21 protein-coding genes are annotated in these 21,185 nt (G+C 64.0%); 14 read left to right on the top strand and 7 right to left on the bottom strand.

Translation table 11 applies throughout. From position 1 onward, the window contains the following. Positions 1-10: 10 nt before the first annotated feature. From ACSG06_RS15805 to ACSG06_RS15775, 7 genes are all read left to right on the top strand, one after another. Positions 11-355: a hypothetical protein gene (locus tag ACSG06_RS15805; protein WP_440991236.1), complete on the top strand. Its 345-nt coding sequence runs from the start codon at positions 11-13 to the stop codon at positions 353-355. Between the two features lie 587 nt (positions 356-942). Continuing rightward, positions 943-1,095 carry a hypothetical protein gene (locus ACSG06_RS15800; RefSeq protein ID WP_440991235.1) on the top strand — a complete coding sequence of 51 codons (153 nt, stop codon included), beginning with the start codon at positions 943-945 and terminating at the stop codon, positions 1,093-1,095. A gap of 175 nt (positions 1,096-1,270) precedes the next feature. Continuing rightward, positions 1,271-2,071 carry a hypothetical protein gene (locus ACSG06_RS15795; protein ID WP_440991234.1) on the top strand — a complete coding sequence of 267 codons (801 nt, stop codon included), beginning with the start codon at positions 1,271-1,273 and terminating at the stop codon, positions 2,069-2,071. Positions 2,072-3,239: 1,168 nt separating this feature from the next. After that, the gene (locus tag ACSG06_RS15790) at positions 3,240-3,521 is read left to right on the top strand and encodes a hypothetical protein (protein WP_440991233.1); all 282 of its coding nucleotides are present in this window, start codon (positions 3,240-3,242) and stop codon (positions 3,519-3,521) included. 128 nt (positions 3,522-3,649) lie between these two features. Next, complete coding sequence (locus ACSG06_RS15785) at positions 3,650-4,183, top strand: hypothetical protein (protein ID WP_440991232.1); 534 nt, start codon at positions 3,650-3,652, stop codon at positions 4,181-4,183. Then, positions 4,180-4,347, top strand: coding sequence for a hypothetical protein (locus ACSG06_RS15780; protein WP_440991231.1), 168 nt, complete (start codon positions 4,180-4,182; stop codon positions 4,345-4,347). Before ACSG06_RS15785 ends, ACSG06_RS15780 begins: the two co-directional genes overlap by 4 nt. A 921-nt stretch (positions 4,348-5,268) precedes the next feature. After that, entirely contained in the window at positions 5,269-5,775 is a 507-nt protein-coding gene (locus ACSG06_RS15775) for a hypothetical protein (RefSeq protein ID WP_440991230.1), read from the top strand. Between the two features lie 54 nt (positions 5,776-5,829). Here the strand turns inward: ACSG06_RS15775 and ACSG06_RS15770 are convergent, their stop codons facing one another. Then, on the bottom strand, positions 5,830-6,828 hold the full coding sequence (locus tag ACSG06_RS15770; protein ID WP_440991229.1) for a tyrosine-type recombinase/integrase: 999 nt from the start codon (positions 6,826-6,828) through the stop codon (positions 5,830-5,832). An 88-nt stretch (positions 6,829-6,916) separates the two neighbouring features. On the opposite strand from ACSG06_RS15770, the gene gatC reads away from it, so the two are divergent. The 3 genes from gatC (at position 6,917) to ACSG06_RS15755 (ending at position 9,037) form a co-directional block, all read left to right on the top strand. Beyond that, positions 6,917-7,195: an Asp-tRNA(Asn)/Glu-tRNA(Gln) amidotransferase subunit GatC gene (gene gatC / locus ACSG06_RS15765; RefSeq protein WP_440991228.1), complete on the top strand. Its 279-nt coding sequence runs from the start codon at positions 6,917-6,919 to the stop codon at positions 7,193-7,195. Next, positions 7,192-8,454: an Asp-tRNA(Asn)/Glu-tRNA(Gln) amidotransferase subunit GatA gene (gene gatA, locus ACSG06_RS15760; protein WP_440991227.1), complete on the top strand. Its 1,263-nt coding sequence runs from the start codon at positions 7,192-7,194 to the stop codon at positions 8,452-8,454. Before gatC ends, gatA begins: the two co-directional genes overlap by 4 nt. Before the next feature lie 169 nt (positions 8,455-8,623). Then, entirely contained in the window at positions 8,624-9,037 is a 414-nt protein-coding gene (locus ACSG06_RS15755) for a DUF8048 family protein (protein WP_440991226.1), read from the top strand. Between the two features lie 34 nt (positions 9,038-9,071). Here the strand turns inward: ACSG06_RS15755 and ACSG06_RS15750 are convergent, their stop codons facing one another. Continuing rightward, complete coding sequence (locus tag ACSG06_RS15750) at positions 9,072-9,425, bottom strand: helix-turn-helix transcriptional regulator (RefSeq protein ID WP_440991225.1); 354 nt, start codon at positions 9,423-9,425, stop codon at positions 9,072-9,074. A 60-nt stretch (positions 9,426-9,485) separates the two neighbouring features. Further along, positions 9,486-10,232, bottom strand: a complete 747-nt coding sequence (locus tag ACSG06_RS15745) for an NRDE family protein (protein WP_440991224.1) — start codon at positions 10,230-10,232, stop codon at positions 9,486-9,488. Positions 10,233-10,304: 72 nt separating this feature from the next. Between ACSG06_RS15745 and ACSG06_RS15740 the strand changes: the two genes are divergently transcribed. Continuing rightward, the gene (locus tag ACSG06_RS15740) at positions 10,305-10,769 is read left to right on the top strand and encodes a pantetheine-phosphate adenylyltransferase (protein WP_440991223.1); all 465 of its coding nucleotides are present in this window, start codon (positions 10,305-10,307) and stop codon (positions 10,767-10,769) included. A 78-nt stretch (positions 10,770-10,847) separates the two neighbouring features. Continuing rightward, entirely contained in the window at positions 10,848-11,318 is a 471-nt protein-coding gene (locus ACSG06_RS15735) for a DsrE family protein (RefSeq protein ID WP_440991222.1), read from the top strand. A gap of 13 nt (positions 11,319-11,331) precedes the next feature. Here the strand turns inward: ACSG06_RS15735 and ACSG06_RS15730 are convergent, their stop codons facing one another. The 3 genes from ACSG06_RS15730 to ACSG06_RS15720 are packed head-to-tail and all read right to left on the bottom strand — an operon-like array spanning position 11,332 to position 14,899. After that, a complete protein-coding gene (locus ACSG06_RS15730) occupies positions 11,332-12,855 on the bottom strand; it encodes a class I adenylate-forming enzyme family protein (protein ID WP_440991221.1) in 1,524 nt (507 codons plus the stop codon). Then, positions 12,852-13,886, bottom strand: coding sequence for a mandelate racemase/muconate lactonizing enzyme family protein (locus tag ACSG06_RS15725; RefSeq protein WP_440991442.1), 1,035 nt, complete (start codon positions 13,884-13,886; stop codon positions 12,852-12,854). The genes ACSG06_RS15730 and ACSG06_RS15725 overlap by 4 nt, the downstream gene beginning before the upstream one ends. Positions 13,887-13,891: 5 nt before the next feature. Beyond that, entirely contained in the window at positions 13,892-14,899 is a 1,008-nt protein-coding gene (locus ACSG06_RS15720) for a 1,4-dihydroxy-2-naphthoate polyprenyltransferase (RefSeq protein WP_440991220.1), read from the bottom strand. Positions 14,900-15,734: 835 nt separating this feature from the next. On the opposite strand from ACSG06_RS15720, the gene gatB reads away from it, so the two are divergent. Beyond that, entirely contained in the window at positions 15,735-17,222 is a 1,488-nt protein-coding gene (gene gatB, locus ACSG06_RS15715; protein ID WP_440991219.1) for an Asp-tRNA(Asn)/Glu-tRNA(Gln) amidotransferase subunit GatB, read from the top strand. Positions 17,223-17,241: 19 nt separating this feature from the next. Here the strand turns inward: gatB and ACSG06_RS15710 are convergent, their stop codons facing one another. Then, a complete protein-coding gene (locus ACSG06_RS15710; protein WP_440991218.1) occupies positions 17,242-18,690 on the bottom strand; it encodes an RtcB family protein in 1,449 nt (482 codons plus the stop codon). 198 nt (positions 18,691-18,888) lie between these two features. Between ACSG06_RS15710 and ACSG06_RS15705 the strand changes: the two genes are divergently transcribed. After that, positions 18,889-21,051 carry a right-handed parallel beta-helix repeat-containing protein gene (locus tag ACSG06_RS15705; protein WP_440991217.1) on the top strand — a complete coding sequence of 721 codons (2,163 nt, stop codon included), beginning with the start codon at positions 18,889-18,891 and terminating at the stop codon, positions 21,049-21,051. Positions 21,052-21,185 lie beyond the last annotated feature (134 nt).

Below are 21,185 nucleotides of genomic sequence, written 5' to 3'. Positions count from 1 at the left end.
TCTTAGTGTCATGGCGACAGACGAATCCGATGAGAATTCTGCTGAATGGGAAATACACAACCAAGACCAGCCGACAAACACGCAGCCACCTACAACAGTCCACCCGCTTGATAGAGCCGATGATAGTTCAGTTCAGAGTCGGACAAAAAGTCTATTCATCGGAATATTTCTATTGTACGCAGTTACTATTATGGCTACTCTCGCAAACCCACTTCTTGGGATAGTAGTGGCTTTTTTCGCGGGATATATTTCACTAAAGATGGTCGTCAGAGAGATGTACAAAATAGCAGAAGTTGCGTTTGAAGCTGCACAGATTGCCGAACAAGATAGAAGAACGGGCGAAACTGACGCATAGGCGTGTAGGTCGTGGGAGTGGCATGGCGCACAGGCCAATGAGACGGGTGCAGACGCATATCTGGAGTACATCCGTGTGATTGTATGTAGCTGGATGGAACCCGACTGTGAGCCATACAGAGCTTTCTATAGACCAAACATTTATCAGTCTAAAACTCTTATTGTATAATAGGCTGTGGGTGGTAGGGGTGTCCCCGTTGGAATACCCGTCTGAACTATTCTGCTGAATATAGCCGATAGAGGCCTAAATGAAAGCGTTACGTATGGTTTATTGAGGGGAATGAGGGGGGAGGTGTCTGTGTTACAGAAACCTTGTGCTGAATGTTTGTTCTCGAATACACCTTAGAAGATAAATAGTTGTTATTGAAGCTCCGTAAGTGAGGTTGCGAAGAAGTAGAAAAGATTGCAATGAATACGGGTTAGAAGGCTCAAAGGGGAGTTTTTCGTCATCGGATTGGCCTTCTGGTTCTCACTGGCGTTTAGCCACGGTCGGGTAGCCACGCGTCTGTCTCACCGTCGTTGTAACTCTCTTGTCATTTATAAGAGGCATGGCCATTACGTGAGGAATAGAAGGAGATTGACAACACAATGACAAACAGAAACTCACGTATTGCAGTGACCGAAGACGAGCTTGCACGACTGAAGGACGCAAAGAGAGTGCTGTACGGGCCAGCCGCAGACGACGTTACACATGGGACCGCTATCATGCGGCTTATCTCGGAGTACGAGGCTGATGGGTAATGCCTCGGAATAATATCATTTACGTCGATGACCATACGCTTAGGCGTCTCGAATTGCTGAAGAAGCGACATGATTTACCCAAGGCGACGAACTGGCAGGGAGTTATCAACCACGCCTTGGACGAATGTACGGATAACTAAACAAATAATCAATATTTCTACAACAAATTAGATTCATGACTGGAACAGTAGACAATTGCGATAAGACAAACGAGTATGCCACCGACGACGAAAACAAAATCGTCGGCTGGTACGATTCTAACGGCGAATTTCAGATGTTTGGCGACGAGTATAGCGTTTACGAAGATGAAGACGACTCGGACGAAGAGGAATCTGAAGAGAACAGACGTGATTGCAAGCTCGACCGCGAATACATAGACGTGGAAAGCAAGCGAGCCGATTGCAATTACTCGTTTGAGGCAGAGTCAGAAGCTCATTCGATGGAAGAAGGGGACGCAGGGGGGTATCACTGGAGGAACAATCACGTCTACCAACACCCGAGTAATTTCGTAGATTCCTCGCAAGCTGCAACCTCATTCGTGGGGAATGAGATGGAGAATGGTAGGAATCTTTGGCGTCTCCAGCACGGTTTACAGGTAGTTTGCGCAGATGGAGGTACCAGAGACCAGCCTGTAGATAGTAAGAAGGCAGACCGACACAGGCTGCTTGAGGCGATGGTCGATAGTCTTCCCCTGAACGCGGCTCAGAAACAGCACATATACGCTTACATCGAGGCAGACGACCCTGTACCGTTCAATGCCCATTATGGCGGGCATATCGGTATGGCAGTCGGCTATGCCACGGTCGTGGCGTGTGACAATGCGTCTGAGGCGATGGAAGACGACCGTTTTACTGAGGAAACTGTTGGGGACTTGGTTAGAGAAACATGGTCATTGAGTCGGGAGTACGAGTTTAGCGAGGCCCTCGAACGACTTGCCGCCAAGGCCTTCGAGCGGTCTGAGGATATCGATGTATAGCGAACCAGTATTCTTCGAGTGCCAGAGCTGTGGCGACGACATCGAAGTGTGGTCTGAACGCCGTGCAGAGCGGGGACCGAACTACTGTTCACAGGGATGTGCCAGAGACGCAGACACATTATCCGTGACAGAAATTGACACAGATAGTGTCTCTGCCTCTATCAACGTGTCTTCGGGAGACAGAGAAGCGTTGAAGGGCATATTACTCGGTGAGACACACGACGACACGCTTCTGAGTTTGGCAGACTTGTGGAAAGGAAGGAAAGAAGCTCCGTCGTGGAAGCTGGTAGACGACTCGAAGCGAGACAGTCGGGTAACGATATCGGATGAAACACATGAGACACTAACCGTGTTACTCGATGACATGGATAGTGTCTCGTCGTATGGAGACGTGGTTTCCGTGTTGATACGGAACTACGAACTGTGGGAATAGTCGTCACCCGCCAAAACCGAGATGAGGCGTGGGTGTGCTGTTAGTCCGACAAGACCGATATACCCTATAGATGCGTCTGCTCGGTGATAGAAACGTCGGGGCGAGAAATGCTTACCCCGACGTATAAAATATCATGACTTTTGGAACAGCAGACGGCTCCGATACCGTCAATGATATGAAGGGGAGACGAATCCAACCGTCTCCACTTAGAGTATACGTATCTCTTTCACGTCTGGTGGTTAGGTAGTATAGCGACGTGTAGACTACCCCCACCCGTCTACCCGACCGAGGGACGCGAATCCGAAGCCGTGAGGGGATGACGAATCGGTGAACCTACGGATTCACCAGTGAGTCATCCCGAGCGGCTTGAATCGCAATTACATCCATTATCGTACAAGTCTACACCATACATACACACCCCCCGTGTCTTGCATTTCCAGACTTTTCCTGAAAGCAACGTGTATCATTTAGTGGGAAGATACGCATGAACGTTAGCACACACAAGCTCGATAATGGGGAGCGAATCACAGTCCCCGATACCTACGAATCGTACAACATATCGCAAGACCATAGGCAGCAAATGGAACTTAGTTTCGTCTATGAAGACGACGTGAATACGGCGGAACGAACTGTTTCCCTCAAACGTGTATCGTCTATCGCAGACGCCCCCAATGACGCGTTTTTGGTGGCATCGTACACACATAGCAACAGCGGAACATTCGTGGTGACAGTCGAATGAAGTGTATCAACAAGCGTCTGAGCAAAGGCGATACTGTCGAAGTCGGTGAGGTAGAAGCCTCTCATGTCGAGTACGTCAATGGGGCACTGACCTTCCAAGCAGTCCATACAGGTGAGGCGCAAGAGTATGTGGTACTCGAATCGCACTTTAGCGACGGGGACGTACTCGAAACTCGTGGCGAAGTGCTTGCAGTCGTCAACAATGATAGTGCGATGGGAGTGAGCCACCCGATTGCGTATATGATGGTTCCCCTGTCTGAGTACGGTGATAGCGAATGAACCTTAGTGCGAGAGCTGTCGAGGCGTGTCGGGACAGGGACGGTCGTCCCAAGGATGACCGTTCAGAGCAAGTTGAAGATTCCTTGCTGGTTCGTGAGAAAGTCGGCTATCGGGACGGACTCCCGTTAGTGCGAGACGATGACATTGAAATCGGACTGGGCGAGTCGGTTCATGGGGAGTACGAGCATTATTATCGCCACGATGACCTTCTACTGCCAGAAGCGGGTGCGTTTCTGAGTGAACTGGCCAGCCACGAACTGATTGCTGATATTGACGACATGGCAGAGGAGCTTAACATGAACCGTGACAAGGCCGTGATTCGCAAGGCCCTGAATATTCACGGTGTAGAAATCTCCGACACCGACGTTTCTACGGACGACGAGACGGCTTCTGCTATCCGTCTGCCAAGCGGAGAAATATGGGACACCGAACTGCTTGCACGGCCAGTCTACACCGACAGTCGTCTTCTGACGCAACTTATGGCTACGGATGGGCTTGGTCTGTCGGAGGTAGTCAAGTTCCTTCAGAGAGAACTTGACGAGACTGTCGATGAAAGCGACGTTAGGCAAGCTGCGATTGACTGTGGTCTGCTTGACGGCGAACGGAGTAGCGCGAAGGAGAACAGAGGCATTCCACACCCCACGGAGGATATTCGGCTATGAGCGACGAGATTGGCGATATCAAGATTATTGATGGCAAAATTAAGGTCGTTACCTCATGCGATAGCGACGACGAAGAAGAAGAGCCGCCTGAGCCGTATTCGCCTTGGTCAGATGACGACCGTGACGAAGAAGAAGACGATAGGGAACCGTCTTCGCCATGGTGAAACGCCTGCCTTTCGTACTGCGATTACCCCCCTGTCCGTACGTCTGAAATAATTCTATTCTAAGAGCAGAAATCGGGTTTTCGAGTCTCCAATATACTCTATTCTTAACGGGGGGTATGCTGAGACTCATAGACGGATAGACCGCGAGGTATGTTCCAGCACCAGCGTGCATTGACATGTTCCCTTAATGCGGCTAATCTTGGTGGTGAGGTTACTGTACTGCCTGATTCTACTGTTTCAGTAACCTCGTGACGCTTTCAAGATGGAAGAGTCACGACGACACTGAATAACCACTATTTTCAGATAATACAGACTGTAATTTGGCACTTGTCTCGGATGAGTTGACAGTTATTCACCCATCCGAGGTAGCTGGCTGGTTCAGGTAGCCCCCTCGGTCGGCACAGTCACGGCCAGATGTGAGTCGGTCGGGGATGGGCCTACTGTATTACCGCCAAGCATAATTATCACATATTCTACGCGCTTGTACGTCTAATAGAATATTCTGGCTTCTCAGATGGTTCCACAACCGATACAGAAATATATGGCAACAGACAGGAACCGATTCTGAGCCGCCTGAGTGCCGTCACAATGGGCGTGAGAAGTATGCAGTGAATGCCACTCACATTCTTCTCAAGGCCGTCAGAAACGAATCTGAGCCACTACAGAGGTTTCGGGCAGGGGGTGACACCTTTTCGATGCTAGATATTCCTATCTACGCCACGAATCGGGTCTACAATCAGGTAAAGACCGTGATTTTCTAAGTTGAATCGGGCTATAGATTTCGATTCTCGCAAGACATGGCAGGTTCTTTTAGAGAACGTATGTATAGAAGGATTTAGATTTTTTCGATTAAAGAACGTGCATCCGTGGAACCCCGTGGGGGGTTAGACTTTAGTTCAGTCAAAGATGAAACCATTAGCAATGACTGAACTGGGGGCCGAGCAGCTTGATTTTGCACTTCAGTTGCTTCAGTTGATTGCACTCGCCTTACCCGCAATTGCGATTCTGCTTCAAGTAATGGTGGATACGAACATGGAGGTGAACGATATTGTAAATCGGCAAGACCCTCGATACTCAAAAATATCGAAACATGAGTATGAAAGGGTGGGGGTCTACAAGACAACTGTAGCCGACAAGCAGACCGAGTTTGTTCTAGCTCAGTACAGTCTGATTTTGCTCTTAGTAAGCGCATTAGTGCTTGTCTCGTACGTATTTACGGGCATTTTCATATTAGAGACTGTAGGAATTATTTCAATCGGAATCGCATTCCTATTACTCGGGGTGTCGGTGGTATTCATGACCGACGTATCGGCCAAAGCTCTTCTCTGGAGAATGCGGATTGCGTTAATCGGACCACCGAAGAATGATGAACAGGACGAAGATGAATCCGACCTTGGCTTTGTGAGCAATCGTCGGGAAGACGACTGACTCACCTAATCACCCCCGACCCTTACAGCAACCCAAAAGAAGTGATTTCCACTTCTACAGCTCCCCGATGTACTCCCGTCTCTGCTCCGCTTTTTGGTCCTTAGTACGACGGTCGTAGTGCTTATCCAGCACATCCGACGAGACATTACATCGGTCGGAGACTGCCGCCTGTGGTACGTCGTTTAGCAAGTGGTGCGTAATGCTTCCCCGACGAATCGGGTGGGCACTCACGCTTGACGGACACGCATACGCTTTCTTCGAGTCGGTTGCCTCACAGTCGTCGGGGTCACGGTCGTGAGGACAAGAGCCGTACGTACACGGTCTTGTGAGTCTGTAGCACACTTCTTTGATATTCGACTCGGAGATACGACCATAGACCGACGTGAATAGCGGTTCTCTGCCGTAATCGTCAGCCGAGTCTTTTCGATGCACGTCAATGTAGTCCGAAAGCACAGTCGCCACGTCATCCGAGACGGCTAGCGTCCGTTCAGCCCGCTTCTGATTCTTGAGGGGGGTTTCAGTCTCGGGTCTGTGTCTCACGTCAAGCGCCTGTTTGCGGGGATGGTAGTCGTCAAGGTCGAAGCTCCGTAGCGTCCCGAGGCGAATTCCCGTGTGCCAGAGGAGCATCAGCATCGTATGCTCCCGACTCGCGTACTCGAACTTACGGAGGTACGCGAGCAGTTCAGTCGCGTCATCTGCCGCCAGCTTCTCGTCACGGGACGAGTTTCCAGACGGCACGAGTATCTTGTCTGCAAGCCCCTCAGATACCGCGTCAATGGATTCGCACCAACGGATGAAGACACGAATAGACGACAGGTTCTTACGAACCGTTGCGTCACTCACGTCGTCATCTTGCCGCCAGATACGATACTCGTGAAGGGACCGACCCGTTACGTCGTTCATGTTGGTAATATCCTTCTCGTCGCACCAGTCAGTGAACGTGGAAAGGTCGTAACGGATGTTCTCTATGGTCTTGTCCGTCACGTCCGACTGCTTTGCGTTCAGGTACAGGTCAACCGCCTGCGTGGGTTCGATGGGTTCTAGTTCGGGCATGGTTTTCTCCCTGAACCACGGGAATGCGGCAAGGAGCCACGGCCAGCAAACCAAAACGCTTACTCGGCGGAACCGACTTCGTTGGCGCATGAGCGACACCGAGGCGACGCCCGACGACGTGCGCCACGTCGCGGAGCTGGCGCGGGTCGACCTCGACGAGGACGAGGTCGACGAGTTCGCGGACCAGTTCGCCGACATCCTCGACTACTTCGACGCCCTCGACGAGGTGCCGACGGTCGAACGCGAGGCCGACCTCGTCAACGTGATGCGCCCGGACGAGGTGCGCGAGGGTCTCACCCAGGAGGAGGCGCTGGCGAACGCCGCCGAGACAGAGGAGGGCTACTTCAAGGGGCCGAACGTCTCATGAGCATCTTCATCACCGAGGAGACGGTCGAGGGCGACGCGGACGGCCCGCTCGCCGGCAAGACCGTCGCCGTCAAGGACAACATCTCCACCGAGGGCGTCCGAACGACCTGCGGGTCGGCGATGCTCGACGACTACGTGCCCCCCTACGACGCGACGGTCGTCGAGCGGCTGAAGGAGGCCGGCGCGGACATCGTCGGCAAGACGAACATGGACGAGTTCGGCATGGGGACGACGACCGAGACCAGCGCGTTCGGGCCGACGGAGAACCCGGTCGCCGAGGGACGAGTCCCCGGTGGCTCCTCCGGCGGTTCGGCGGCCGCGGTCGCCGCCGGCGAGGCGGACCTCGCGCTCGGCAGCGACACCGGCGGCTCGGTGCGCTGTCCCGCAGCGTTCTGCGGCGTCGTCGGCATCAAGCCGACGTACGGCCTGGTCTCGCGCTACGGCCTCGTCGCCTACGCGAACTCGCTGGAGCAGATCGGCCCGTTCGGCGCGACCGTCGAGGACACCGCCGCGCTCCTCGACGTCATCGCCGGCCCGGACGAACGCGACGCGACGACCCGCGAGGAGGGTGCGGACTCGAACTACGCTGCCGCCGCGGACGGCGACGTCGACGGGCTCTCCATCGGCGTCCCGACCGAACTGGTCGAGGGTGCCGACGAGGGCGTCAAGGAGCAGTTCTACGCGGCGCTCGACGAGCTCGAATCGCAGGGTGCGACCACCCACGAGGTCAGCCTCGAATCCGTCGAGTACGCGGTGCAGGCGTACTACGTCATCGCGATGTCGGAGGCGTCCTCGAACCTCGCGCGGTTCGACGGCGTGCGCTACGGCCACTCCGGCGGCTACGACGGCAACTGGAACGAGGTGTTCGGGAAGGCCCGCGAGGAGGGGTTCGGTGCGGAGGTCAAGCGCCGGGTCCTGCTCGGGACGTACGCCCTCTCCGCGGGCTACCACGACAAGTACTACAAGAAGGCCCAGGACGCCCGTGCCTGGGTCAAGCAGGACTTCGACGAGGCGCTGTCGGAGGCGGACGTGCTCGCCTCGCCGACGATGCCCGTCCCGCCGATGGAGCTCGGCGAGAGCCTCTCGGACCCGCTGAAGATGTACCTCGCCGACGCCAACACGGTACCGGTGAACCTCGCGGACCTCCCCGCCATCTCGGTGCCGGCGGGCGAGACGGACGGCCTCCCCGTCGGCCTCCAGCTCGTCGGCCCGGCGTTCGGCGAGGAGACGATCATCCGCGCCGCCAGCGCGCTCGACTGACGCGGTCGGCGCCTCATCCTGCTTGAATATACCGGCCACCGGGGGAGGCGACCCCGGCACCGTCCCACGTATCGAGTCGTGAGTCGTCCACAATACTTATACTCAGATTGGTGGTAGATGTAGACGAATCCGACCGTCGTGGAGGGCGGCGCTCGGGGGGTGAGACACGATGCGCATCACAGAGGAAACCGACGTCGAGTTCGACGAGTTCACACGCGCCTGCGACCTCGTCGAGGACTACTTCGACGACCTGATCGACGACGTGGCACTGCACGCACCGATCTCGCGACGCCAGCTCGTCGCCGTGCTGGCACGGGCACAGCTCTCGGGGCGCGGGCTCGGTCCCGAGGCGCTGCGCGAGGAGGGCGAACTGACCTACCAGTCGAACGACGAGAGCCTGTTCTGGCTCGACGGGACGTTCTGGTCGCGGCTCAGACAGCGGCACAACCTCTCGCCGGACGAGGGACGGGCCGCACGCGAAGTCCACCGTCGCATCATCGAGGCCATCGACGGCGACGTCGGCTACTACAACAGGGAACGCGACCCGTTCGTGCTGGTCGAACGGCGACACCCGACGACGTAGTCGGGCGGGATCGGACCGCAGAAACGGCGTGTAGTTACTCCTCGTACGCGAGGTTCATTATCCACTGCGTGAAGGCGTCGGACTGCGGGTCGGCCTCCTCCTCGCCGATGTACGGCGAGAGCATGTCGCCGGCCATCAGCAGCGAGAAGTTCAGGTCGCGGGCGACGGGCGTGATGAGGTACGTGTTGTGGCCCTCGTACACCGTCTCCTCCCGGTCGACGAGCTCCTTCTCGACGAGCGACTCGGCGATGCGCGAGCCCTTGCGCGAGGAGACGTCGAGCTCCTTCCAGAAGTCGCTCTGGTGGATGCCACCGGTCTCTCTGACGAGTTCGAGTCCTGCGAGCTCGTCGGCCGACAGCTCCTCTTCTGCGACGCTCACGCCGACCACCCCCGTGTCGTCGGTGCGACAGGCATGGCTATCACGTCCGTAGTACGTCGGTCGTCCCGCTTAAACCTGCCCTTCGAGGACCACGAGTTCGTGCTCGGTCTCGCATGGTGGGCCGTTCGCGAAGTGGTACGTCGGGTCGTCGCCGAGGACGATGAGCGAGGACGACCGGGTGCCGAACCGACCGTCGGGGTCGTGGACGCACACGCCGAACTCGTGGTCGCCGAGGACGGCGGCGGCGCGGTCGCGCCACTCGCGGGCCGTCTCGCCGTCGCGCGGTTCGAGCTCGGCACGGACCAGCTGGACGGCCTCCGCCTGTCGCTCGCCGGGCTCGCGGCGACGCTCCGGGATGTCGAACTCCTCGTCCGCGCCGACGTTGACGACGACGTGGACGCCGGGGTCGAACGCCGTGACCGTTAGTTCGCCGTCCCAGGAGAGCAGCCGGGCGTCGTGCTCGTCGGCGACGACGAGGTGGAACCCCTGGTAGCCGTGCTCGGCGACCGCATCCGCGACGAGTTCGGCGGCGTCGGCCGCGCTCTCCTGTCGCAACGCGTCACGGACGAGCAGGCCGCGCGAGCGCTCGCCGGCGAGGGGCGAATCGAGCCAGCGGTTCGTCACGCCGACGAAGACGCCGTGCTCGTTGTAGCCGATCCAGGTGCCGCCGGCCTCCTCGTCACGCGGGGCGACGACGACGGGGTCCGTCTCCACGACGGCGGGACCGACGGCGGGGCGCTCCAGCAGTTCGTCGCGGTTCGCGGCGACCACGACGGGCTCGTCGAAGACGCGCCAGGCGAGGGTGAGCGTGCACACGCCCTGCCGTAGGGAGCGGATGGGGATAAATCGCCCCGGTGGACTAAGCCCCCGGCGCGCGAAACGCCACCCATGCGAGTCGCCGTCGCGGGGACGTTCGGACCGCTGCACGACGGCCACCGCGCCCTGCTCGAGACCGCCCTGGAGGTCGGCGCCGACGGCGTCGTGGTCGGGCTGACGAGCGACCGGTTCGCGACCAGCAGCCGCGAGCGGGACGTCCCGGCGTTCACCGACCGTGCCGACGCCCTCCGCCGGGAGCTCGACGCGCTCGACCGCTGGGGACGGACCGTCGAACTGCGCGAGATCGCCAGCGAGCACGACTTCGCCGCGAGCGACGCGACCCTCGACGCCGTCGTCGTCTCCCGGGAGACCGCCGACGAGGTGCCGGACCTGAACGACGAGCGCCGCGGGAACGGGCTCGACCCCCTCGTGGCGGTCGTCGTCCCACTGGTGCTCGCTGAGGACGGGGAGCGCATCTCGTCGACGCGCGTCGTCGCCGGCGAGGTCGACGAGCACGGCCGGTCCGGAGGCGACTGAGCGTCCGGAACCGGTTGTCCGGCTGTCACGCGCGACCGAGCTAACTGTTTTGTACGGGCTTGCCAAGCAGCAGTCGAAATGGGACTACTCGACTCGCTGCTGGGCGGTGGGGAGACGACCGACGACGATGCGACGGCCGACGGCGGGACGACCGCAGACCAGATGACGGCCGGGCGCGACGGCGATGGAACCGGGAAGTACGCCATCCTTCTGAACGCGGGCCCGGACGACTTCGCGGCCGCCGGGAACGGGTTCCAGTACGCCATCGAGCTCGACGAGGCGGGCTACGAGGTCGACGTGTTCCTCGACGGTGTCGCGACGAAGTGGCCGGCGGAGTTCGCCGCGGACCCCGGCCGACCCTTCAGCCGGAACTGGAAACTGCTCGAACAACGCGGTCTCCTCGCCGGTGCCTGTGGCTACTGTGCGAACGCCTTCGACTCGAAGGAGGCCTGCGAGGCGTCGGGTGTGGCCCTGCTCAGCGACAGCGACGAGCACGCGCCGGCTCTCGCCAAGCTCGCCGACGAGGGCTACGAGATACTGACCATCTGACCTGGTGGGAGCCTCACGTCCCGCCGGCCCGGAGCAGCTCGCGGACGGCGTCGCGGTCGACCGTCCCCGAGGCGGTCCGCGGGAGCTCGTCCGCGAAGGCGACCGTGCGCGGTCGCTCGTGGTCCGCGAGGCGCTCGCGGGACCAGTCGTCGAGCGCGTCGCGAGCGCAGTCACCGACGACCAGCGCCGCAACCCGGTCGCCCCACTCGGGGTCGTCGAGGCCGACGACGGCGACCTCGGTGACGTCGGGGTGTTCCCGCAGCACCCTCGCGACCCGGTTCGGGTCGACGTTCTCGCCACCGGAGACGAGCAGGTCGTCGAGCCGCCCGGTCACCCACAGCCGGCCGTCTACGTCGCAGTAGCCGACATCGCCGGTGTGCAGGCCCCGATCGGAGAACGCGGCGTCGGTGTGCTCGTCGTCGAGGTAGCCCCGCGTCACCTGCGGGCCGTCGACGACGAGCTCGCCGCGCTTGCCCGGCTCGCAGGGCTCGCCGTCGGCGTCGAGGATTCGGAGGGTGACGGTCACCAGCGGCTGGCCGACCGTGCCGGGGTGCTCGCGGGCCATCTCGGGCGTGGCCGTCGTCACCTGCGAGGCCGCCTCGCTCATGCCGTAGGTCGGCCACGCCGGCACGTCCCGCTCGGCGCACCGGTCGAGCAGCTCCGGGCTCGCGGGCGCACCGCCGAGGAGGACGACACGCAGTCGGTCGGCCGGTGTCCACCCGGCATCGAGCAGCCTGTCGAGCATCGTCGGCACGAGCGAGACGCACGTACAGCGGTGCTCGCGGAGGTTCCCGGCGGTCGCCTCGGGGTCGAACCCGTCGCCGCCCCGCTGGAGGACCGTCGTCGTCCCGTACAGCGTCGACCGGACGAGCGGGGCGAGGCCACCGACGTGGTAGGTCGGGAGTGGCACGAGCCAGCGGTCGTCGCGGTCGACGCCGAGCCGGAAGGCGGAGGCCGTCGCGCTGGCGACGAGGTTGGCGACCGTCAGCCGGACGCCCTTCGGTCGGCCGGTCGTTCCGGAGGTGAAGACGAGGAGCGCCTCGGCGTCGCTGGGCGGGACATCGTCTCCGGTCGGCGAGTCCACGGGGTCAGCTGCAGCGCTCCCGCCCGACTCGTCGACCCAGGCCACCCCCGACTCGTCGTCGACGCTCGCGACCGTGCAGCCGTCGGGGGCGACCGCGTGGGCCGTCTCCCGCGTCCCCGCGGTGCAGACCAGCGCGTCGAGGTCGGCTCTCGCTGCCTGTTCGGCGAGCTCGTCGGTCGCGTTCCTGACGTTGAGGGGAACGAACGGAACGCCGAGGCGGAACGCGGCGAACAGGAGGTGTGCCACCGCGGGCCGGGTCGGTGAGAGTAAGCCGAGACGACCGCCGTCGAGGTGGGGGTCGAGGCCGGCAGCGAGTTCGCCGACGGCGGCGTGGAGTTCGCGGTACGTCCACGATGCGTCGGTCTCGGCGGCGACGAGCGCCTGGCGCTCCGGCGTGCGGCTCGCGCGCTCGGCCAGCAGGTCCGCCGAGGGCCAGTCGGTCGGCGGTCTCACTCCCAGACCCCCTCGACGCCGAGCCCCGGCCCCTGCGGCACCTCGATGACGCCGTCGTCGACCGGGCACGGGTCGGGGCCCACGTCGGTCGAGAGCCAGTCGGCCGTGGCCAGCCCGCAGGCGGAGATGCCGGGGACCGAGGCAGCGAGATGCACGGCCGCGGTGCGGGCGACTGCGGCGTCGACCGTCGTCGTCACCACCGAGGCGACGCGCTCCTCGCGGGCCTGCAGGATGGCTCGTTTCGCGCGCTGGACGCCGCCGACGGCCATCGGCTTCAGGACGAGCAGGTCGGCCGCGCCGGCGTCGAGCACCGCCTCCACGGGGTGGCTCGCAAGCGACTCGTCGAGGGCGACGCCGACCCGGCCGCCACGGAGGGCGGCGTGTCCAGCGAGGTCGTCCGCGGGAAGGGGCTGCTCGACGTAGCGCACCCGTGCGTCGGCGAACGCCTCGAACGCCTCGGCCGCCTGCTCGCGGTCCCACGCCCCGTTGGCGTCGACCCGGAGCTCGACGTCGGGACCGACCGCGTCCCGCACGGCCTGCACCCGTGCCGCGTCCTCGTCGACCGGTCGCATCCCGGCCTTCAGCTTCACTGCGCCGTAGCCGGCCGCGACGGCTTCCTCGGCTCCGGCGACCGTCTCGTCGCGGTCACCGTCGCCGACCGTCGCATTGACCGGCACCGCCTCGCGCTCGCTCTCGCGGCCGAGGAAGCGGTAGAGCGGCTCGCCACGGCGACCGGCGCGCAGGTCGGCCAGCGCGAGCGAGAGCCCGTGGCGGGCCGCGGGCGTGTCGACGAGGTCGCCCACGACCTCGCCGGGGGTCGCCCTGCCCGCGTTGAGGCGGTCGGCTGCGTCGGAGAGCGCGGTCCGGCACTCGCCCAGCGACTCCGTCCACGAGGAGAGCGGCGTCGCCTCACCGATACCCGTCTCGCCGCCATCCTCGATCCTCACGAGGACACCCTCGCGGTCGGTGATCTCGCCGCGGGCCGTCGCGAGTGGCCGGGTGAGCGAGACCGCGAACTCGCGCGTCTCCACGTGCATCAAGGCACCTCCGTCGGGGCCGGCATGGCGGGCGCGACGGCCGCGAGCACGCCACCGAGGGTGGTCTCCCCCACGACGAAACCGACCGAGAACAGCAGCGCGTACAGCGCCAGCAGCTGGCCGACCCGCTCCAGCGCGGGGTTCAGCGCCGCGCCGTCGGTCCGGTTCAGCACCGTCGTCGTCACCGTCCACGCCAGCGGCAGGGAAAGCCACGAGAGGAACACCGTCGCCGGCACGCCGTAGCCGACGACGAGCGCGACGGGCGTGAGGTACGCCAGCGCCAGCATCGCGACGAACTCCGCCCGGCCGAAGCCGTAGCCGAACTTCACGACCACCGTCTCCTTGCCGGTCTCGGCGTCCTCCTCGCGGTCGCGGACGTTGTTCACCACGAGGATGTTCGTCGAGATGGCTGCCATCGGCAGGCTGGCGACCAGTGCGAGCCCGAGGTCCGGCGCGTCGACGAGCCCGGTCGCCAGCGGCTCGCCGAGCACCGCCGCCGCCTGCACGTAGTAGGTGCCCGTCACCGCGACGAGCCCGAAGAAGACGAAGACGAACACGTCACCGAGGCCGTGGTAGCCAAGCGGGTACGGCCCGCCCGTGTACGCCACCCCGCAGGCGACGCTCACCAGCCCGACGACGAGGATGGGCACGCCGGCGACGTAGACCAGATACACGCCGGAGACGATGGCGAGCGCGAACGTCAGCACCATCGCACGCTTCACCTCCCTCGGCTCGATGAGCCCGCCCGCCGTCACGCGGGTGAACCCCTCGCGGTCCGCCGTGTCCGCACCCTGCACCGCGTCGTAGTAGTCGTTCGCGAAGTTCGTCCCGACCTGGATGAGCGCCGCGCCGACGAACGCAAAGAGCGCCGCCACCGGCTCGAACACCCCGCCGTAGTACGCGACCGCCGTCCCCACCAGGACCGGCGCCGCCGCCGCCGGCAGCGTCTGTGGCCGCGCCGCCATCACCCACGCCCGCGTCTTCGAGACGTCCGCCGTTTCGGTCATCTGCCTGCCCTTGGGCCCCCTCCCGTGTGAACGTTCTGTCTGTGAGTCGTCCTTGACGTTCGTGTTCGGTTCGACGGGAGCGAGGTGATTGGTCCATCTGTCGTGAGAGTCTCGCGAACCGCAAACAGCCAGAACGCCCCGCCGACCGCTGGAGTTGGCTCGACCACAAACAGCCAGAAAGCCCCGCTGATCACCGGAATACCCTCGACCGTAAACAACCAGAAAGCCCCGCTGATCACCGGAATACCCTCGACCGCAAACAACCAGAAAGCCCCGAGTCGCTCGGCTCCCGGGACTCGCTGCGCTCCTCGCTCCGCTGCGGTGCTTACTTCGTCCGGGTTCGCCGAGCGACTCGCCCCTTTCAGTCCCACCCACCCTGACCGCACCGCGCCAGCCCTCCCCCTCGACACCCACGCGCCTGCCGGCGCGGGGTGTCTTGGCCGTGTGGCTGGTGACCGCGTCATCGAACCAACCGGATGGCGCGCGGCTGGCGAGCGTGCCGGAGGCCGCTCGCCGCACTCGTGCGAGGGGCGAGACGCGCAGCGGAGCGAGCATCGCAGCCGGTTGGGGAGGTCAGAGGGCGGTGCTGTGCCGGGTGGGACTGAAAGGGGCGAGTGTGTCGACGACGGCGGACGACGCAAGGACCGCAGGAACGAGGACCGCAGCGAGTCCACCGAGTCGACACACTCGGGGCTTTCTGGCTGTTCTCGTGACCCGGAGCCTCATCGTGCGAACTGCTCCAGAGCTCCGTAACAGCACTCCGAACGAACCAGAATACAACCTTCAGACGCGGAACCCGTCACGCTTTAACCGGTACACACCAAAACCTGCTGCAATGAGTACGCAGGCTGCCCAGGAGGGCGACCTCGCGGCGGTCATCGGACTGGAGATCCACGTCCAACTGGAGACGGCGACGAAGATCTTCTGTGGCTGCTCGACGGAGCCGACGGAGGAACCGAACACGAATGTCTGCCCGGTGTGTCTCGGGCTGCCCGGCGCGCTGCCGGTGCTGAACGAGGGGGCCGTCGAGGCCGCGGTCAAAGTGGGCAAGGCCATCGACGCCGACATCCCCGAGGAGACGCGGTTCCACCGGAAGAACTACTACTACCCCGACCTGCCGAAGAACTTCCAGATCACGCAGTACGACGAGCCCATCTGTCAGGACGGCGAGCTGGAGGTGAGCGTCGAGGGCGAGCGCCGCACGGTCCGCATCCGGCGGGCGCACCTCGAGGAGGACCCGGGGAGCCTGCAGCACGTCGGCGGTGGCATCGACACGGCGACGCACACGCGGGTGAACTACAACCGCGCCGGCACGCCGCTGATGGAGATCGTCACGGAGCCGGACTTCCGGCGGCCCGTCGAGGCCCGGGCGTTCCTCGCGAAGCTGGAGGAGGTGCTGGAGTACCTGGGCGTGTTCGACAGCCAGCGCGACGGCAGCCTGCGCGTGGACGCGAACCTCTCCATCATCCCCGAGGACGAGATCGAACGGGCGGACGGCCACATCTCCGAGGAGACGCTGGAGAAGGCGAACCGCACCGAGGTCAAGAACATCTCCAGCCACAAGGGCGCGGAGACCGCGCTCGCCTACGAGGAGACGCGCCAGAAGAACCTCATCCGGCGCGGGAAGGCCGTCCAGCAGGAGACGCGCCACTTCAACGAGACCCACGGCTCGACCGTCTCGATGCGCTCGAAGGAGGCGGAGAAGGACTACCGGTACTTCGAGGAGGCCGACCTCCCGCCGCTGCAGGTGTCGGACTGGAAGGAGCGCATCCCCATCCCGGAGCTCCCGGACGCCCGGCGCCAGCGGTTCCAGGAGGAGTACGGGCTGGACGACGAGTCCGCCTCGAAGCTCACCAGCACGAAGCAGGTCGCCGACTTCTACGAGGACGTCGCCGAGTCGTTCGACCCGGACCTCGCGGCAACCTGGGTCGCGGACAACCTGCTCGGCGAGCTGAACTACCGCGACATGGAGATAACCGAGATCGAGGGCCGGCTCGACGAGTTCACCCGGCTCGTCGAGCTCGTCGCCGCGGACGAGATCACCACCAAGAACGCCGAGGAGATCGTCCTCCGGCGGATGCTCGACGAGGGCGAGGCCCCCGACGACATCGTCGAGAGCGAGGGCCTTGGCAAGACCGGCGCGGACGAGGTCGCCCAGGCCGTCAGCGAGGCCATCGAGGAGAACCCCGAGGCCGTCGCGGACTACGAGGCTGGCGACGACGGGGCCATCAACTTCCTCGTCGGCCAGGTCATGGGCAAGACCGGCGGGAGCGCCGACCCCGGGACGGTGAACGGACTGCTGCGCGAGGAGCTGGACGGGTAACCACTTCTTTCGACCAGCCTCACTCCTTCGCCTTCAGGTTGTGAACCACGTCCAGGCGCTCGACGACCTCCGCAGTCGGCTCCAGCGCCTCGGCGATCGCGTCGGCGGGCTTGTACGCCATCGGGGCCTCGTCGATGACCGCCTCCTCGATTGACTCGGAGTAGACGCCCTCCATCGACTCCGCGAACTCCTCGACGGAGAACGTCTCGTGGGCGTCGCGGCGGCCCATGACCCGGCCGGCACCGTGGGGGGCGGTCCGGTGCCACTCTTCGTTGCCCTTCCCGCGAGCGATGACCGAGCCGTCGGCCATGTTGAACGGGACGACGAGGCGCTGGCCGTCGCGGGCGGGGGTCGCACCCTTCCGGATGGTCAGGTCGCGGAAGTCGATGTAGTTGTGGATGGACTGGAACCGGTCGACGGGCTCGACGCCGAGCGCGTCGCAGACGGCGTCGCTCATCAGCTCGCGGTTCCAGCGGGCGTACTGCTGGGCGAACAGCATGTCGACGAGGTAGCCGTGGCCCTCGCGGCCGTCGAGCCAGTCGAGATCCTCGTTCCGGTCGGTGCCGGTGGGGTCCATCGCGTTCAGCCGGTCGAACGTGCGCTCGATCTCCTTCCCGTCGAAGTCCGCGCGGACCGCGTCGGCGTCGATGTGGGACTCGCCCATCCCGCCGGTGACCCAGGTGAACAGTTCGGTGGGGGTTACCTCCTCGGGGTCGAACCTGAGGTACTGCCGGTCGCCTTCGTCGATCTGGCCGCGCATGTGGGCGGCGTCGCGGAGGTCCGAGGCGCGCTCCTGCCAGTACTCCGCGACGGAGAGCCCCAGGTAGCGCGACCCGGAGTGGATGACCAGCCAGTGGTCGCCCGACTCGCGGCCGCGGGCGAACTCGACGAAGTGGTTCCCGCCGCCGAGGGTGCCGGCCCCGCGGATGACGTAGCCCATCCCCTGCCGCTTCCGGGCGAGGACACGGTCGCAGAGGGACTTGAAGTAGTCCTCGTCGTAGCCGTCGAACTCGAAGCCGAGGGGGTCGACGGGCTCGCCGAAGCGCTCGCGGTAGGCCGCGTCGAACCGTTCGAACACGTCGTTCGCGCGCTCGAACGGGAACTCGGCGACGAGGTGGACCGCGTCGTCGTAGTCGTGGACCTCGCGGCCCATCGGGACGGCCTCGCGGACGCGCTGCTCCCGCTCTGCATCGTCGAGTGGGAGTCCATCACCGAGGTTCGTCGCTGCCATCCCGCAGCCGACGTCGACGCCGACGATGTTCGGGACGACGCGCTCGCCCAGCGGCATGGTGAACCCGATGGGTGCGCCCGCCCCCCAGTGGGTGTCGGGCATGACCCGGACCGGCTCCGTGAACGCGGGGTGGTCCACCAGCGTCTGGATCTGTGCCAGACAGTTCTCCTCGACGAGCGACTCGTCCTCGACCATGACGCGGGCGGTGGTGTGCGCGCCGTCCAGTTCGATCGTCACACCCCACCCTACTCCCGCCCCCGCATTTAAGGGCTCGGAGGTGTGCGCCGCGGTGTCGGACCCGTGGTCGACGGCGGGAAAGCCCACCGTACCACCGGCCCCCGCGCCGGGCCGCCGTCCACGACAACGGTCGGATTACCGGCGTGCTGTCTCGGAAACCACCACCGAACAATACGGCCGTCCGCCGTGCGCGTGGGCATGGACGAGGACGCCGCCCACGACTCCGGGAGTGGAGACGACGACGCGCCGACCCCGACGACGACCGAGGTGCTCCTGCTCGCGCTCGGGTTCGCCGTGGCGCTCATCGTGCTCGCCGTGGGCGGCGCGGTCGCACTCGAACCCTCCCTGCTCGACCCCTGGGCACCCGGCGAGGACACCAGTGCAGCGGACGGTCTGGAGCCGGACCCGGCGAGTCCCAACGTGACCGACCAGCCGACGGCGACGGACGGGAGCACCCGGACAGACACCGTGGCCGGCGGGACGACACGCGGCGGGACCCCGACCGACGATGGGACGGCCACCCGGACCGACGGCGACCCTCCGCCGACCACCACGGCCACACCACCCCCGACGCCGACAGCGACACCGACGACTCGGACGCCCGAACCGACCCGGGTGAACACACCGGCACCGACACCCGTTCCTACGTCGACCACCCCGCCGACCCCAACGCCCACAGACACACCGACTCCGACCAGTACACCCACCCCGACCCCGACCAGCACACCCACACCGACCCCAACCAGCACGCCCACACCGACTCCGACCAGCACACCGACCCCAACCAGCACGCCCACACCGACCCCGACCAGCACACCCACACCGACCCCGACCAGCACACCCACACCGACTCCGACCAGTACACCCACCCCGACCCCGACCAGCACATCGACTCCGACCAGCACACCCACCCCGACCCCGACCAGCACATCGACTCCGACCAGCACACCCACCCCGACCCCGACCAGCACACCCACACCGACCCCGACCGAGGACCCGAGCTCACCGGAGGGGATCGAATCGTGTACGACGCTCGACGCGGCGGGGACCTACGAGCTCGCGACCGACCTGCAGGGCAGCAGCGCCAGTCCGTGCATCGAGATTACGGCGGCCGACGTGACACTGGAGGGGAACGGCTTCGTGGTCGGTGGCTCCGGCGGTGATGACTCCCGTGGGATCCGTGTCGAGGACGCCGACGACGTGACCATCAGGAACGTCGTCGTGACGGGCTGGGGCGACGGCATCTCGCTCCGGCGGGCGTCCGGCGCACTCGTGGCGAACGTCGAGGCGCGGGGGAACGGCGACGGCATCCGTGTCGGGTCGCGGTCACGGGGCGCGACCGTCCGCGACGCGACCGTCGCGGAGAACCAGCGCGACGGCGTCTACGTCGTGGACTCGAACAGTGTCCTCGTGACGGGTGTCGAGGCGCGAGACAACGCTCGCCACGGTATCGTGGTCGCGGAGTTCAGCTCGGGGACCGCGGTGCGGGACTCGGTGGCGGCGGGCAACGGCGGCGACGGGGTCCACCTGCTCGAGTCCAGTTCGCTGACCGTCGAGGGGACGACGATGCGCGGCAACGGGGGCGACGGGCTCTGGATACTGGAGGTGGGCGGCCACACGCACAGCGAGAACGTCATCCGGGGGAACGACGGGCACGGCGTGTTCGTACGCGACTCGAACGACGTGACCATCGCGGCGAGCGAGATCCGGGAGAACGGTGGCGACGGGGTCCGCCTCCGGTCGAACTTCGCCCCCGACGACGTGGCGGGGCACGTCCTCCGGAGCAGCACCGTCGCGGACAACGAGGGTGCGGGCCTCCGCTCGCTCGAATCCAACGGGGCGGTCGTCCGGGGGAACGACTTCGACGACAACGGCATCGGCGTCGTCGTGGAACGGGCGACCGAGGCGACCATCCGGAACAACCGCATCGGCGAGAACTTCGACCACGGGGTACGGCTCGTCGAGACCGACGGGGCGGTCGTCTCCGAGAACCGACTGCCGGGGAACGAGAACGACGGCATCTCGCTGGCGGACTCGGCCGACAGCCGCATCGCCGGCAACCGGGTCACCGAAAGCGAGGACGACGGTATCGACATCTCGGGCGGGACCGGGAACCGCGTGCTCGGCGGTGAGTACGTCGACAACGGCGGCGACGGCGTCTACGTCCGCGACGGCGCGACGGGGACGGTCGTCAGCGAGGTCTCGTCCCGGGACAACGGCGACGACGGCATCCACGTTCGCGACAGCCCGGAGACGACGCTCGAGGGGGGCCTCGCCTGCGGCAACGCGGGCGACCAGGTGTTCGTCGAGAACTCGCCGGGGACGGACCCGAGCGGTGTGGAGACGAGCGAGGAGTGCTGAGGGGTCGACCTCCTTCGCGTGCCCGCTCGCCCTCGCCCGTAGCACGCGCTCAAGCGCACGCACACCCGCGCTGTCTTGCGTTTTCCCGTCGAAAGCTCTAAACGGTCCGTGCGCATACCACCTGGCAATGAGCG

The organism is Haloarchaeobius baliensis (assembly GCF_052060055.1).
GTDB classification, from domain to species: Archaea; Halobacteriota; Halobacteria; order Halobacteriales; family Natrialbaceae; genus Haloarchaeobius; species Haloarchaeobius baliensis.
This window is presented reverse-complemented; position numbering and strand designations above follow the sequence as displayed.